The 13,387-nt window shown below is 71.0% G+C and carries 14 protein-coding genes and 1 rRNA gene; 9 read left to right on the forward strand and 6 right to left on the reverse strand.

Annotated elements, in window-relative coordinates; translation table 11 throughout:
- Nucleotides 1-97 precede the first annotated feature (97 nt).
- Entirely contained in the window at nucleotides 98-892 is a 795-nt protein-coding gene (locus AB0M76_RS14475; protein ID WP_365953163.1) for a thioesterase family protein, read from the reverse strand.
- Between the two features lie 83 nt (nucleotides 893-975).
- The gene (locus tag AB0M76_RS14480; RefSeq protein ID WP_365953164.1) at nucleotides 976-1,584 is read right to left on the reverse strand and encodes a LysE family transporter; all 609 of its coding nucleotides are present in this window, start codon (nucleotides 1,582-1,584) and stop codon (nucleotides 976-978) included.
- A 63-nt stretch (nucleotides 1,585-1,647) separates the two neighbouring features.
- On the opposite strand from AB0M76_RS14480, the gene AB0M76_RS14485 reads away from it, so the two are divergent.
- Together AB0M76_RS14485 and AB0M76_RS14490 are read left to right on the forward strand one after the other, a co-directional pair.
- The gene (locus AB0M76_RS14485; RefSeq protein ID WP_365953165.1) at nucleotides 1,648-2,202 is read left to right on the forward strand and encodes a GNAT family protein; all 555 of its coding nucleotides are present in this window, start codon (nucleotides 1,648-1,650) and stop codon (nucleotides 2,200-2,202) included.
- Between the two features lie 10 nt (nucleotides 2,203-2,212).
- Nucleotides 2,213-3,058: a pentapeptide repeat-containing protein gene (locus tag AB0M76_RS14490; RefSeq protein WP_365953166.1), complete on the forward strand. Its 846-nt coding sequence runs from the start codon at nucleotides 2,213-2,215 to the stop codon at nucleotides 3,056-3,058.
- A 15-nt stretch (nucleotides 3,059-3,073) separates the two neighbouring features.
- On the opposite strand, the gene AB0M76_RS14495 is transcribed toward AB0M76_RS14490, so the two are convergent.
- Nucleotides 3,074-3,484 (reverse strand): hypothetical protein, encoded by a 411-nt coding sequence (locus AB0M76_RS14495; RefSeq protein WP_365953167.1) that lies wholly within the window; start codon nucleotides 3,482-3,484, stop codon nucleotides 3,074-3,076.
- Nucleotides 3,481-4,236: a hypothetical protein gene (locus tag AB0M76_RS14500; protein WP_365953168.1), complete on the reverse strand. Its 756-nt coding sequence runs from the start codon at nucleotides 4,234-4,236 to the stop codon at nucleotides 3,481-3,483. The genes AB0M76_RS14495 and AB0M76_RS14500 overlap by 4 nt, the downstream gene beginning before the upstream one ends.
- A 404-nt stretch (nucleotides 4,237-4,640) precedes the next feature.
- On the opposite strand from AB0M76_RS14500, the gene AB0M76_RS14505 reads away from it, so the two are divergent.
- The 6 genes from AB0M76_RS14505 to AB0M76_RS14530 all read left to right on the forward strand — a co-directional run bounded on the left by AB0M76_RS14505 (nucleotide 4,641) and on the right by AB0M76_RS14530 (nucleotide 11,643).
- Complete coding sequence (locus tag AB0M76_RS14505) at nucleotides 4,641-4,949, forward strand: hypothetical protein (protein ID WP_008742356.1); 309 nt, start codon at nucleotides 4,641-4,643, stop codon at nucleotides 4,947-4,949.
- A 79-nt stretch (nucleotides 4,950-5,028) separates the two neighbouring features.
- Nucleotides 5,029-5,868, forward strand: a complete 840-nt coding sequence (locus AB0M76_RS14510) for a hypothetical protein (protein ID WP_365953169.1) — start codon at nucleotides 5,029-5,031, stop codon at nucleotides 5,866-5,868.
- Nucleotides 5,858-7,183, forward strand: coding sequence for a hypothetical protein (locus AB0M76_RS14515; RefSeq protein WP_365953170.1), 1,326 nt, complete (start codon nucleotides 5,858-5,860; stop codon nucleotides 7,181-7,183). Before AB0M76_RS14510 ends, AB0M76_RS14515 begins: the two co-directional genes overlap by 11 nt.
- Nucleotides 7,180-8,742, forward strand: coding sequence for an SCO6880 family protein (locus tag AB0M76_RS14520; protein ID WP_365953171.1), 1,563 nt, complete (start codon nucleotides 7,180-7,182; stop codon nucleotides 8,740-8,742). Before AB0M76_RS14515 ends, AB0M76_RS14520 begins: the two co-directional genes overlap by 4 nt.
- Before the next feature lie 19 nt (nucleotides 8,743-8,761).
- Nucleotides 8,762-10,180: an ATP-binding protein gene (locus AB0M76_RS14525; RefSeq protein WP_266665942.1), complete on the forward strand. Its 1,419-nt coding sequence runs from the start codon at nucleotides 8,762-8,764 to the stop codon at nucleotides 10,178-10,180.
- 2 nt (nucleotides 10,181-10,182) lie between these two features.
- Entirely contained in the window at nucleotides 10,183-11,643 is a 1,461-nt protein-coding gene (locus AB0M76_RS14530) for a type VI secretion protein (protein WP_365953172.1), read from the forward strand.
- Here AB0M76_RS14530 and AB0M76_RS14535 read toward each other — a convergent pair whose 3' ends face one another.
- Nucleotides 11,644-12,216, reverse strand: coding sequence for a GNAT family N-acetyltransferase (locus AB0M76_RS14535; RefSeq protein ID WP_365953173.1), 573 nt, complete (start codon nucleotides 12,214-12,216; stop codon nucleotides 11,644-11,646).
- A gap of 40 nt (nucleotides 12,217-12,256) precedes the next feature.
- On the opposite strand from AB0M76_RS14535, the gene AB0M76_RS14540 reads away from it, so the two are divergent.
- Nucleotides 12,257-13,078, forward strand: coding sequence for a DUF3626 domain-containing protein (locus AB0M76_RS14540; protein WP_365953174.1), 822 nt, complete (start codon nucleotides 12,257-12,259; stop codon nucleotides 13,076-13,078).
- 52 nt (nucleotides 13,079-13,130) lie between these two features.
- Here AB0M76_RS14540 and rrf read toward each other — a convergent pair.
- Nucleotides 13,131-13,247, reverse strand: a 5S ribosomal RNA gene (rrf, locus tag AB0M76_RS14545).
- Between the last annotated feature and the right edge of the window lie 140 nt (nucleotides 13,248-13,387).

Genomic DNA, 13,387 nt, shown 5'->3' on the forward strand with positions numbered 1-13,387 from the left:
TGGACCGAGCCTGCCACACCGACTGTCGTGCCACGGCGCCGGGTTGACCAGGAACGCGGCCGGTGACGCGGGCGGAAACGCGGCCGGTAACGCGGCGCTAGGAGCGCGGTGCGACGAACAGGCTCTGCGCGCTCCGCCCGATCGGCCCCTTCTCGTCGTGCAGCCGGGCGTCCGCGAGCCCGATCCCGCCCGCGTCCACGCTCGTACGGGCCTCCACGCAGGCCCACTCGCCCACCGGGTGGCGGTGCAGGTGCACGGTCAGGTCGCCGTTGATGAACACGTACCGCCCGAAGTCCATGACCGAGCTGATCCCGTTGCCCGAGTCGGCGGCGATCAGGACCCGGTCCAGCGGCCGGGTCTCCTCCCCGGCTACGAGCGGCACCTTCATCCGCATCCAGCAGGTGCCGGGGCCCAGCTCCACGAACGCGCCCTCGGTGAACCGGGTCTCCATCGCCGAGTGGTAGCCGGTCTCCCACGGCACCGGGAAGAACGGCGTCACCTCCACCTCCCCGGGCGGCGGCAGCTGCGGCCCCGGGGCCACGCCGGGCACGGTCTCCTCGGCCACCCGGATCCGCAGCGCCCGCGCGAGCATCACCGGCGCGGCCCCGGCCGGGGCGAGGGCGGCCTCGACCACCTCCGTGCTGCGGCCGGCCCGGAGCACGGACGTGGTGATCTCCAGCGGGCCGATCGGCACCGGCCGCAGGATCTCGTACGTGATTCTCGCGATCCGCATGTCGGCGCGGGCGCCCTCCCGCTCCTCCACGGCCCGGCCGAGCAGCGCGGCCGGCGGCCCGGCATGCTGCGAGCCGGGGTCCCACGGCCCGCGCGTGTACTCGGTGGCCAGGAACCGCCCGGCATCGACCCGCTCGAAGAACGCCTCGGAGATCGCCATGCCCGGCACGCTACCGACAGGTAACCCGTCCCGCCAGGCCTACGCGGAGCAACGGAGCAACGGAGCAACGGAGCAACGGGACCTCAGCGGGCGAAGCCCAGCCCGACCCCGAGCCCCACCAGCACCGAGCCGATCGCCCGATTCAGCGCCTTCTGCGCCTTCAGCATCCGGTCGCGCAGCCGGGAGTTCGAGAAGAACAGCGCGACCGCACCGAACCAGCCCAGGTGCGCCGCCGACATGAACAGCCCGTACCCGGCCTGCTGCCACACGGGGGTGTCCGGGTTGACGACCTGCGTGAACGTCGACACCACGAACAGCGCGGTCTTCGGATTGAGCACATTGGTCAGGAACCCGGACCGCAGCGCGCCCAGCCGGGTCAGCTCCGGCTTGGACTCCAGGTCCACGCTCAGCTCGGCCCGCGCCCGGAAGGTCCGGATCCCGATCCACACCAGGTACGCGGCGCCCGCCAGCTTGATCGCCGTGAACAGGGTCGTGGAGGAGGCGATCAGGAGACCGACCCCGAGCATCGTGTACGAGACGTGCACCAGCACGCCGGCCGCGACACCGGCCGCCGCGAACAGCCCGGTGGGCCGCCCGTAGAGATAGCTGTTCCGGACGACCATCGCGAAATCGGCGCCGGGGCTGATCACGGCGAGGAGGGTGATGACGGCAACTGCGATCACTTCTGTCATGTACGGATGCTCACCGCACCGGCCCCCGCGATCAACCGGGTTCCGTACACGAATACTTGAGACATGAACACGACGCCTTCCTCGCCCTCACCCTCACCCTCACCCTCGCCCTCACCCTCGCCCTCCGCGACGCCCGCGCCCCTCTCCCTGCGCCCGTTCCGCCCCGCGGACGACGCCCCGGCCCTGCACCGCTGGATCACCACCCGGGCCGAGCTCGTCACCTGGGCGGGACCCTCCTTCACCTGGCCGCTGGACGACGCCCAGCTCAACGCTTACGCCGCCGAGCCGGACCGCCACACCTGGACCGCGGTCTCCCCCGACGGACACCCCCTCGGCCACGTATCGGTACGCGGAACCCGCCTGGGCCGCGTACTGATCGCCCCCGAGGCACGCGGCCGGGGCCTCGGCGAGACCCTCCTCACACTCGCCGTCGCCCGCGCCTTCGACGAGCTCGGCCTGCCCTCGCTCGACCTCGGCGTCTACACCCACAACACCGCGGCCGTACGCCTCTACGAGAAGCTCGGCTTCCGCACCGAGCAGGTACTGGAGGACGTGGAGGAGGTCGACGGCGTCCGCTGGTCGGCCCTCCAGATGCGGCTGACCGCCCCCGACCGGTGACAATGGACGGGTGTCCGCCACTCCCGCCACGCCCGGTATCCCCGCCCTCCCCGTCCTCCCCGTCCTGCAAGCAGACTGCTCGAACTGCTTCGCGCTCTGCTGCGTCGCCCTGCCCTTCGCCAAGTCCAACGACTTCGCGGTGAACAAGGCCGCCGGAACGCCCTGCAAGAACCTCCAGCAGGACTTCCGCTGCGGCGTCCACACCCGGCTGCGCGACAAGGGCTTCCAGGGCTGCACCGTCTTCGACTGCTTCGGCGCGGGCCAGCAGGTCTCCCAGGTGACCTTCGGCGGCCGGGACTGGCGTACGCACCCCGGCACGGCCGCCCGGATGTACGAGGTCTTCCCGGTACTGCGGCAGCTGCACGAGCTGCTCTTCTACGTCACCGGGGCGCTCGCCCTCCCGGCAGCCGCCCCGGTCCACGCGGACCTGCGCCGCGCGCTGACCGAGACCACGCAGTGGACCGCCGCCGACGCGGACGCCCTCACCGCCCTGGACGTGGGCGCTCTCCGCCAGCGCATCAACACGCTCCTCCTGCGCGCCAGCGAGCTGGCCCGCGCCAAGGCCCCGGCCCGCAAGAAGAACCACCGCGGCGCCGACCTGATGGGCGCCCGCCTCGCAGGCGCGGACCTCCGCGGCGCCAACCTCCGCGGCGCCTACCTCATCGCCGCGAACCTCAGCGGCGCGGACCTGCGCCTGGCGGACCTGATCGGCGCGGACTTCCGCGACGCCGACCTGCGCGGGGCGGACCTCCGCGACGCCCTCTTCCTGACCCAGCCCCAGCTCAACGCAGCCCGGGGCGACGCCGGGACCAAGATCCCCCCAACGCTGACCCGCCCCGCGCACTGGTCCGCGTAAAACCCGCCCCGGGGCTCACCCGCCGATCGCCCCCAGCCTGGCCTCGACCCGTCCGCGCAGCAGCTGGTACTCCTCCCAGCGCCGCGGCAGCCGCCCCTGCGGCCGCGGCCCCATCAGCCGCGCCTCCGTCACCACCTGGCCCCTGCGGAACTGCTCCCGCGTCAGGTCCACCTGTATGCCCCCGGGGAGCACGTTCCACGTGTGGAAGCCGTGCTGCTCCCCCTCGAGCCAGACCTCTCCGACCATCAGCCCGCCGCCCATCAGGTCCTGCACCACCAGCGACGTGATGTCGCAGTGCCCCCAGGCAGGGTTGTCAGCCGTCCACGGCGCCCGCTCGACGTCATCGGGTGAGCAGGTCTCGGCCGACCACCCCGCCCGGATGGCCGCTTCGATGTCCGTCAGGGTCCAGGGAGTTCCAGTCGTCATCCCCCCACTCTGACGCGCGGCACTGACAACGCCCCTGGGGGCCTGATGATGGCCGTCCACCCCGACGGACAGGTGAGCACGCCGGTCCCCGTGTACGCGCACTGGTTCTCGAACACGTCGCCCTGGGTCGTCAGCACCTTCACGTACACCGTGGGGCCCACGGTGTTGACCGACACCCCGCACGCGTTCCGCGGATGCCCCGGGTTCAGCGGCGTGGTGAGGTCCCGCCAGGTGTACGCCCCGACCGGCGCCGTGTCGCGCACGCCCAGGAACGTCCTGCCCCGGTGCAGGACGGCACTGAACTCCAGGTCGCTCTCCCCCCGGGTCGTGTCGATGTCCTGGCACGGCCCCGGCTGCCCGTGCGGCCCCGCCGGGCCGCGCTCGCCCTTCGGCCCGTGGTCGCCCTTCGGCCCCTGGGGCCCCCGGTCGCCCTTCGGCCCCTGGGGCCCCCGGTCGCCCTTGGGCCCCTGCGGCCCCCGGTCACCCTTCGGCCCGGCACACGGATTGGACGACACCGCCTTGCCGGCCTTCCTCATCTTGGCGGCCTTGGCAGCCTTCGGCGCCGGCGCCGGCAGCGTTCTCGCATCCGGCTCCGGACACCTGCTGCTGCCCCAGCCGGGCGCCACCGCCGCAGCCGTCCCCTCAGGGGCAGCCGCCGCCGGAACCGAGGCGCCCATGAGCGCGATCGCCAGCGGAACTGCGAACCCGCCGGCCCGCCACGCCCGCCGACCCGCCTTCACTGCGGAACCCATCCGTCGCTCCTCGCGTCGTCCTACCGAACGGCCTGGAGCATCTCCCCCAACACGCCGAAAGGATGGAACGACTGACGGAATGTCGGACCAACGTCAGCGGCTCGGCCCAACGACACGCCCACACACTGCGCCGAATGGCGGCCCCCCGAGCGGCCCCCCGCAAGCCGAGAGGGCAATCATGGCCCGGGGTCACCCCTCGTGATACACAGAGTGACCATACGTTCTTTCGCATACCCACCGCCCGTGCCCAGGTCAGAGCGCGCGAGCGGGCCAAGGGCCGGGAGATCGGGTAAAGAGAGCCGCCAAGTCGACGTACGACCGCGGTTTCATCAGCGAAGATAGTACGTGACCCCTGCCGTCGGGCACGGGCTACCGGAACTACCCATACAGGGGCGGTGAGTTACATGATCCTGGCAGCCGAAAAGGGCGACATCACCACCATCATCGGCGGAATCGCCCCGAACTGGGGGCCGTTCGGCAGTCTTGGCAACGAAGCGAAGGTCATGATCGAGGTGGTCATGGCCGTTGCGATCCTCCTCTGCCTCGGCATCGCCATCTGGGGCGCGGCCAAGCAGCGCATCGGCGCGACCGCCCTGCGCGACACGTTCAGCGCGGAACAAGGCAAGGGCCTGATCGTCGCCGGCCTCACCGGCGTCTTCATCATCGGCTCCCTCGGCACCCTCTTCACCATCGTCTACGGAATGGCCGTCTAGCCGGGCCGCCCACCGGCTGCCGGACCTGATGAGGACTCACCACACCACCGTCGTACGACGCAGAGGGGGCGGACACGGAATGAGCAACGAAGACCAGTACGGCGGTGGCGTCGGCAGCGGCTACGGCGAAGTCGGCGGCACGGGCCAGACCCGCACCCGCCTCCCCGACGCCCCCTCGGACCCGTACGGCACCCCCCGCCGCACCCCCCGACCCTCCCGGGGCCTGGTCACGGTGGTCGGCGTGGTGGTCCTCCTGATCGCCGCGATCGCGTTCGCGAGCCAGTCCGGCGACACCCCGACCACCCCCTCGGCGGACACCCCCCCTACCCCCGCCTCCACCCAGGCCACGGGCACCCGCCCGGTGGACGGCAAGAACGGCGCCATCCCGAAGGGCTTCGCGCACGACGAACAGGGAGCCCAATCGGCCGCCGCCAACTACGCGGTCGCGCTTGTCTCCGCGGACATCCTGAAGCCACAGATGCGGCGCCAGATCGTCCGCCAGGTCTTCGTCGCGGACAAGGTGTCCGAGCTGGAGACCAGACTCGACCAGGCGTATGGCAAGACCTTCCTGGATCAGGCCGGCCTGGACGCAAACGGCAATGCGGCCCAGGGCCTCACGTACATCTCGCGGACCGTGCCGGTCGGCACCAAGGCGACCAAGTACTCCGAGAGCACCACGACCGTCGACGTCTGGTGCACAGGCGTATTCGGCACCGCGGGTGTCGGCTCGACCAACCCGGTCAGCAACGACTGGTTCACCATGACGCTGACCCTCCGGTGGGCGGAGAACGACTGGAAGGTCGAGAGCTTCGCCCAGAAGGACGGGCCCGCCCCGGTCCACACGGACCGCACGGCCTCCACGGCCGAGGAGATCGCAAAGGCTGCAACGGAGTTCGGAGGGTTCACCTATGCCCGGTAGCCGCACACTCCGCGTCACCGGCGCCCTGGCCGCGCTACAGACGGCAGCCGTGCTCTTGTCGGCCCGGGCCTTCGCCGCACCGACTCCACCTCCGTCGCCGTCCCCGTCGGCCTCGCAGCCCAACGACAACCGATGCGACTTGATCGTGGGCCCGGCCAAGGACTACTGCGAGCGCGGCAGCGGCGCCACCGGCGCCCCCCGCACAGGCCTGGCGCCCAGCGACCCGGCCGATGCCCTCAACCCCCTCGCCTCCCTGGCCAAGGGCTGCGCCGACGCCGCCGCCTGGATCGTCACCGAGCTCAGCAAAGCGATCAACGGCTCGGCCAACGTCGACTTCACCAACGGCGCCTTCCTCAAACAGTACGCCGTAGTCTTCGCCGCCTCCACGATCCTCACGCTGGTGCTGTGGCTCTTCGCCGTCGCCAAGCGCGCCATCCGCGGCGTCCCCCTTACCACCGCCATCTCCGAAGCCGTCGGCTTCCTCTGGCTCACCGTCCTCGCCTCCGCCTTCACCCCGCTGATCCTCTACACCGTCGTCTCCGCCACCGACGGCGTCACAGAAGTCATCGCATCGGCGAGCGGCGGACAGACCGACGTCTTCTTCGGCTCCTTCATCGAGGCCCTCAAGAAGGGCGACTCCATCGGCGGCGGCCCGATCATGCTGATCGTCGTCTCGCTCGTCACCGTCCTCGCCGCCGGCGTCCTCTTCCTCGAGCTCTTCATCCGAGCCGCCCTGCTCTACGTCGGCGCCCTCCTCGGCGTCGTCGTCTACGCCGGGCTCGTCGACCGGAACCTCTGGGGCCACGTCCGCCGCTGGGCCGGCATCATGATCGCCGTCATCCTCGTGAAGCCGGTCATCGTCATCGTCCTCGGCCTCGCCGGAGCCCTCGCCGGCGAGAAGGGCCCCAACGCCTTCTCCGCGGTCGTCTCCGGCCTCGCCATCATCCTCCTGGCGATCTTCGCCTCCGCGATGATCTACCGCTTCGTCCCCGGCTTCGGCGACGAGATCGCCTCCGCCCGCTCCAACCGCAGCAAGGCCACCGACGGCGCCCAGGCCGCCGCCGTCATCAGCTCCCCGGCCTCCCTCGTCTCCCAGGGCATCAAGACGCACAGCAGCCGCGGCGCCCACCGCGGAGGCGGTGACGGCGGCGGCTCCAGCGCCCCCCGCCCCGCCAACCCCCTCTCCGGAGGCGTGGCCGCCCACAGCAGCCGCCCCACCTCCGGCGGCGGGGCCGGCGGCGGATCTGTCCCCTCCGCCGCACCCCCGCCCCGCACGAGCTCGAGTACGAGGAACACAGGAGGTGACGGGCGTTGACGACCCAGTCACACCAGCTGCACCCGGTCACGCCCCGCCGCACGTATCTCATCGGCCGGGCCCGGCCGAACGCGATCGTCGGCAAGAACCGCGAGAGCGGCGAGATCGCCCTGATCATCGCCGGCGCGTTCCTCGGCATGATGAGCGGCCTGCTCGTCCCCCAGCTCACCCTGCGCATCGTCAGCCTCGCCGGCTTCCCCATGGTCGCGCTCGCCGCCGTGTACGTCCCGTACAAGGGCCGCACCTTCTACAAGTGGTTCGAGATCAACCGCAGCTACAAGCGCACCCTGCGCCGCGGTACGACCTACCGCTCCAGCGCCATGGAGGCCGGCGTCCGCGCCGCCGACGGCCGCGAGGTCGAGGTCGGCCCGCCCCCCGGCATCGGCCGGATCAACTGGCTCGCCGCCCCCTTCGGCCCCGACGAGATCGCCGTACTCCTCCACGCCGACCGCAGAACCGTCACCGCCGCCATCGAGATCGAGGGCCCCGGCGTCGGCCTGCGCGACAGCGAGGACCAGGAAGCCCTCGTCGACCGCTTCGGCACCCTCCTCAAGCACGTGGCCAACGGCGACGGCTTCGTCACCCGCCTCCAGATGCTCGCCCGTACGCTCCCCGCCGACCCGGACGCCCACGCCAAGGACGTCGCCCAGCGCGGCGACACCAACGCCCCCGTCTGGCTGCGCGACTCGTACGACCAGCTCCAGTCGATGGTCTCCACCTCCTCCGAGCAGCACCGCGCGTACCTCGTCGCCTGCATGCACTACACGCGCGAACTCGCCGCCGAGGCGCACACCATCGCCCGTGCCGGCACCCCCCACAAGGGCCGCAAGCTCGACCGCGACGCCGGGCTCGCCATCGTCATGGCCCGCGAGCTCACCGACATCTGCGCCCGCCTCGCCGAGGCCGACATCCGCGTCCGACAGCCGCTCGGCCAGGGCCGCCTCGCCTCCCTCGTGCACTCCATGTACGACCCGGACCACCCCATCGACCACATCCAGGCCATGACCAAGCGCAACGCCTGGCCTGCCGAACTCGACGCGGTGGAACCCACGTACCTCCAGGCCAAGACCCGCGAGTCCTCCACCCGCGCCCCCTGGTGCCACGCCACGGCCTGGGTGAAGGAGTGGCCGATGACCCCGGTCGGCGTCAACTTCCTCGCGCCCCTCCTCGTCCACACCCCGGACGTGATCCGCACCGTCGCCGTCACCATGGATCTGGAGCCCACCGAGGTGGCCATCGAGCGCATGCTCACCGAGAAGACCAACGACGAGGCCGACGCCAGCCGCGCCGCCAAGATGAACCGCACCGTCGACCCCCGCGACATCGCCGCCCACGGACGGCTCGACCAGAGGGGTGAAGATCTCGCCAGCGGTGCGGCAGGAGTCAACCTGGTCGGGTACATCACGGTGTCGTCGCGATCGCCGGAGGCCCTCGCCAGAGACAAGCGCACCATCCGCGCCTCGGCGGGCAAGTCGTACCTGAAACTCGAATGGTGTGACCGCGAGCACCACCGGTCCTTCGTCAACACCCTGCCGTTCGCCACCGGCATCCGACACTAGCTGGAGGGAAGTGCCGCCCATGCGAGATCCCATGTCCGCTCTGACGGACGCCTTCACCAGCTTCCTGTTCGGCAAGGTCGAGACCACGCGCCTGCCCGTACGCACCTCCACCGGGCAGGCGCAGGCCGTCTACCTGCCCACCGCCGCCCCCGGCCTCGGCGACTCCGGCGTCATCATCGGCCGCGAGGTCTACAGCGGCAAGGGCTACATCTACGACCCCTTCCAGCTGTACGGCCAGCAGCTCCCGGCCCCGCACTGGCTGGTCCTCGGCGAATCCGGCAACGGCAAGTCCGCGCTGGAAAAGACGTACGTGCTGCGCCAGCTCCGCTTCCGGGACCGCCAGGTCGTCGTCCTCGACGCCCAGGGCGAGGACGGCGTCGGCGAGTGGAACCTCATCGCCCAGCAGCTGGGGATAACCCCCATCCGCCTGGACCCCATCGCCGCCAACGACGACGGGATCCGCCTCAACCCACTCGACCCGGCGATCACGACGACCGGCCAGCTCGCGCTGCTCCGGACCATCATCGAAGTCGCCATGGGCCACGGCCTCGACGAGCGCTCCGGCTTCGCCCTGAAGGTCGCGCACGCGTACGTCGTCGACATGATCCGCGACCGCCAGCCGGTCCTCACGGACATCGTGGAACAACTCCGCCACCCGGAGCCCGAGTCCGCGGAGGCCATGAACGTCGACATAGACGATGTCCGCGCCTGGGGCCTCGACGTGGCACTCGTCCTCGACCGCCTGGTCGACGGCGACCTCCGCGGCATGTTCGACGGCCCCACGACCGTCGGCATCGACCTCGATGCCCCGCTGATCGTCTTCGACCTGTCCCACATCGACCGCAACTCGATCGCGATGCCGATCCTGATGGCGATCGTCGGCGTCTGGCTGGAACACACCTGGATCCGCCCGGACCGCAAGAAGCGCATCTTCCTGGTGGAGGAGGCCTGGCACATCATCAACAGCCCCTTCGTGGCCCAGCTGTTCCAGCGCCTCCTGAAGTTCGGCCGCCGCCTGGGCCTGTCCTTCGTGGCCGTCGTCCACCACCTGTCCGACGTGGTCGACGGCGCCGCCGCACGCGAGGCGGCAGCCATCCTGAAAATGGCGTCCACCCGCACGATCTACGCCCAGAAGGCGGACGAGGCCCGAGCCACAGGCCGGGTCCTGGGCCTGCCCCGCTGGGCGGTGGAGATCATCCCGACCCTCACCCCGGGCATCGCGGTCTGGGACGTCAACGGCAACGTCCAGGTGGTCAAACACCTGATCACCGAGGCGGAACGCCCCCTGGTCTACACGGACCGCGCCATGACGGAATCCTCAGCCCAGCCCCAGCTCCCCGACGACCTACTGGCGGCCGAACTGGAGGCGGAGGAAAGAGCTCTCCTCATGGAACGCCACCGCAACGGCGGCCCGGGCTCGGCAACAACGGTGGCGTAGCGATGCAGGAACCCACGACGAAACCGGGCGGCATCCCGGACGCGCTCCTCCTCACCCTCCTGGCGTTCCTGCTGGGCCTGGCGGCCCTGGTCTGGACGTCCACGGGCCTGGCCGCGCTCTTCTCCAAGGGCTCCTGGCCGGCCACGGTCACCTTCACCCGCACCCCGGGGGCGGTCCGGGCCCTGATAACTCAGCCCCACGACGTCCCAGGAGCCTGGCCGGCCACCGACCCGTCGGCCCTCTCGGGCTGGGGCCTCTTCTGGGGCCTCTTCATCAGCCAACTCCTGGTCCTCTTCGTCCTGACGATCTTCACGATGGGCATCATCGCCCGCACCAAATCCCGCCGAGCCAATCCAACCCCGCAGGCCAACCCCGCCGGACCGCCGAGTCCAACGCCGCAGGCCAACCCCGCCGGGCCGCCGAGTCCAGCCCCGCTGCCCAACCCAGCCGGGCTGGCCAATCCGGCCCCGCCGGCGTTCGAGGCGCAGGGGCCCGGGGGCAGAGCACCCGGCGGCTTCGGCCAAGCCCAGGCCCAGGCCCGAGCCACCCTGACCTACGCCGCACCCCCCGAGCGGCACCACCTGGCCGCCGAAGCCCTGGCGGCAGCACCCGGCTCGGCCCTGGTCCTCACCTCCTCCCCCGCCCTCTGGGCGGAGACCAAGGACGCCCGCGCCAAACTCGGCCCGGTCCTCCTCTACGACCCCTCGCACCTCTGCGACACCCCGGCCCGCATGCACTGGAACCCCGCCGACGCCTGCGCCGACCGCGACACCGCTGCCGCCCGCGCCACCGCGCTCCTGGCCCCCGTACGCCCCCAGGCCCGCATGGACGCAGCCGTCGCCGACACCGCGGAAACGCTCCTGCGCAGCTGGCTCCAGGCCGCCGCCCTCGACGGCCGCCCGTTCAAGCAGCTGCACCGCTGGGCCCAGGGCAACAGCGCCCAGGACCCGGTCCGCGTCCTCCGTACGCACCCGCAGGCCGCCCCCGGCGCCGCCGGCGAACTCGAGAGCGCCCTCACCGCCCACCCCGAACGCCGCGAGCAGGCCCAGCACCTGACGGCCCGTGCCCTCTCCTGCCTCACGTCCATCCACATCCGCGAGGCCTGCAACCCGAACCGAACAGATGCACTCACCCTCGCATCGTTCGTGAGCGAAGGGGGCACCCTCTACATGGTGGGCGAACCGCTGGAAGACCCCCGCACCCACCCGGGTGCGATGCCCCTGCTCACCGCACTCGCCGCGAGCGTGGTCGAGCACGGCCGCCGCATGGCCGCACGGTCATCCCACGGCCGGCTCGACCCACCACTCACGCTGGTCCTCGAGGACGTCGCGGCCGTGGCCCCGATCCCCCAGCTCCCCGAGCTCCTCCAGGAGGCGCCGCTCCCCCTGCTCGCCCTGTGCCGCAGCCGCGAACAGGCCCGCGCCCGCTGGCCCGAGGCAGCCTTCGAACCCACCCACAGCTGACTACGGCCGCGAAATGACGTACTCCAGCTCCTTGGCCCCCGCATCCCCCGCCACCGGCATCGCCGCAGGCACGGGCACGACCTGCCCGCTCGCCCGGAACCCGAACCGCCGATAGAAGGCCCCTGCCCGCGGGTTGTCCTCGTGCACGAAGAGCCGTACGCGCTCCAGCGCCGGCCCCTCCAGCGACCAGGCCCAGTCCAGCGCAGCCGTGAACAAGGCGTCGGTCACCCCGGTCCCCCGCTGCTCCGCCCGTACGAACACACCCACCACATGCCCCTGGGTCTGCTCGACGGCCCGCTCGAAGAAGTCGGTGGTCCCGCCCTCCTCGACCAGGACGGTCACCGACCCGACCCACTGCCCGTCCGGCGCCTCGGCCACGAACTGCCGCGCGCTCCGCCCGTGCGAAGCCCCCTCCGCCCGGTCCTGCCAGAACTCATCGGACCTGGCCTCCGCCTGGGCCAGAGTCTCCAAGAAGGCCACCGGCGCCGCCGGATCCCGCAAAGCGGCGATCCGCAGCTCCTTGACCTTCTCCCATTCGTCACCCTGCACCGCGCGCATCACATACTGATCCATAATCGCGGATCCAATCACAGGACTCATGCACACTGCATCCATGAATCCACACGCCCGGGCTCTCCGCCACGTCACCGATCTCTCGTCGGGATCCCCTCTGGACCCGACCCTCACGGTGACGCTCAACTTCCACCCGGACCGCGTGTTCGGCGACCGCCCGATCCTCACCGCGCTGGCCGAGGACGGCGTGTACCGCTCGCAGTTCGTCACGGGCACCGGCAACGGCGGCCTGACCGCCCATGCAGGCGGACCCCGTTGGCACTGGGAGAGCCGGATCTTCGGAGGCGCCTACGACGACGCACCGGCCGAAGCCCGCCCCGTCTACGGGGCCTTGAACTTCCGCCGCCGACCGGCCGGCGCCGCACCCCGCTTCGGCTCCGCGCACTTCCGCCTCACCGCGGAGGCCTTGCCCCGGACCACGTTCTGCTACCCGGACAGCTACCTCGAGCCCGAGTCCTTCGGCGTCGCCGACCGGATGTCCCTGATCGCCCTCGCTGAGGCCGACGGCCAGGACGCCCTGGATGACTACATCGAGGCCCAGATCCACGCCCCGGTCCGGCTCGACCGTGACGTCGCCGCGCTCGTACTGGACCCCAGCTACCGGCACACGGAGGTCGAGGCGGCAGCGGAGAAGCTCCCCTGCGCGATCGAATGGCACGCCGGCTTCCACCTCACCGTCGAAGAACTCCGCCGCCACCCCGACTACCGGGGCCAGGCGTACGTCGACCTCGGCGAGGCCGTCGCCGTGGCGGGCCGGCTGACCCCCCGCATCCTCGGCGAGGCGGCCCGCACCGGCCGGTACGACGAACAGGCCCTCAAGCGGGTCTGGCATTACCTGGCCCGTTTCGGTCAATGCCCCTGAACGCAGAAAAGCCCCGTACCGGATACCCGGTACGGGGCTTTCTACAATGATTGTTCGGCGGCGTCCTACTCTCCCACAGGGTCCCCCCTGCAGTACCATCGGCGCTGAAAGGCTTAGCTTCCGGGTTCGAAATGTAACCGGGCGTTTCCCTAACGCTATGACCACCGAAACACTATGAAATTTGAACGCTGGCATGAACACAGCTGTTCGTTATTTCAGAACTAACACAGTGGACGCGAGCAACTGAGGACAAGCCCTCGGCCTATTAGTACCAGTCAGCTCCACCCGTTACCGGGCTTCCACATCTGG

The organism is Streptomyces sp. NPDC051364 (assembly GCF_040682115.1).
Taxonomy (GTDB): Bacteria; Actinomycetota; Actinomycetes; order Streptomycetales; family Streptomycetaceae; genus Streptomyces.

Bases quoted from the DNA above. Each gene is read 5' to 3' on its own strand.
- AB0M76_RS14475 (WP_365953163.1), bottom strand. From the start codon at position 892: ATGGCGATCTCCGAGGCGTTCTTCGAGCGGGTCGATGCCGGGCGGTTC.
- AB0M76_RS14480 (WP_365953164.1), bottom strand. From the start codon at position 1,584: ATGACAGAAGTGATCGCAGTTGCCGTCATCACCCTCCTCGCCGTGATC.
- AB0M76_RS14485 (WP_365953165.1), top strand. From the start codon at position 1,648: ATGAACACGACGCCTTCCTCGCCCTCACCCTCACCCTCACCCTCGCCC.
- AB0M76_RS14495 (WP_365953167.1), bottom strand. From the start codon at position 3,484: ATGACGACTGGAACTCCCTGGACCCTGACGGACATCGAAGCGGCCATC.
- AB0M76_RS14500 (WP_365953168.1), bottom strand. From the start codon at position 4,236: ATGGGTTCCGCAGTGAAGGCGGGTCGGCGGGCGTGGCGGGCCGGCGGG.
- AB0M76_RS14505 (WP_008742356.1), top strand. From the start codon at position 4,641: ATGATCCTGGCAGCCGAAAAGGGCGACATCACCACCATCATCGGCGGA.
- AB0M76_RS14510 (WP_365953169.1), top strand. From the start codon at position 5,029: ATGAGCAACGAAGACCAGTACGGCGGTGGCGTCGGCAGCGGCTACGGC.
- AB0M76_RS14515 (WP_365953170.1), top strand. From the start codon at position 5,858: ATGCCCGGTAGCCGCACACTCCGCGTCACCGGCGCCCTGGCCGCGCTA.
- AB0M76_RS14525 (WP_266665942.1), top strand. From the start codon at position 8,762: ATGCGAGATCCCATGTCCGCTCTGACGGACGCCTTCACCAGCTTCCTG.
- AB0M76_RS14530 (WP_365953172.1), top strand. From the start codon at position 10,183: ATGCAGGAACCCACGACGAAACCGGGCGGCATCCCGGACGCGCTCCTC.
- AB0M76_RS14535 (WP_365953173.1), bottom strand. From the start codon at position 12,216: ATGGATCAGTATGTGATGCGCGCGGTGCAGGGTGACGAATGGGAGAAG.
- AB0M76_RS14540 (WP_365953174.1), top strand. From the start codon at position 12,257: ATGAATCCACACGCCCGGGCTCTCCGCCACGTCACCGATCTCTCGTCG.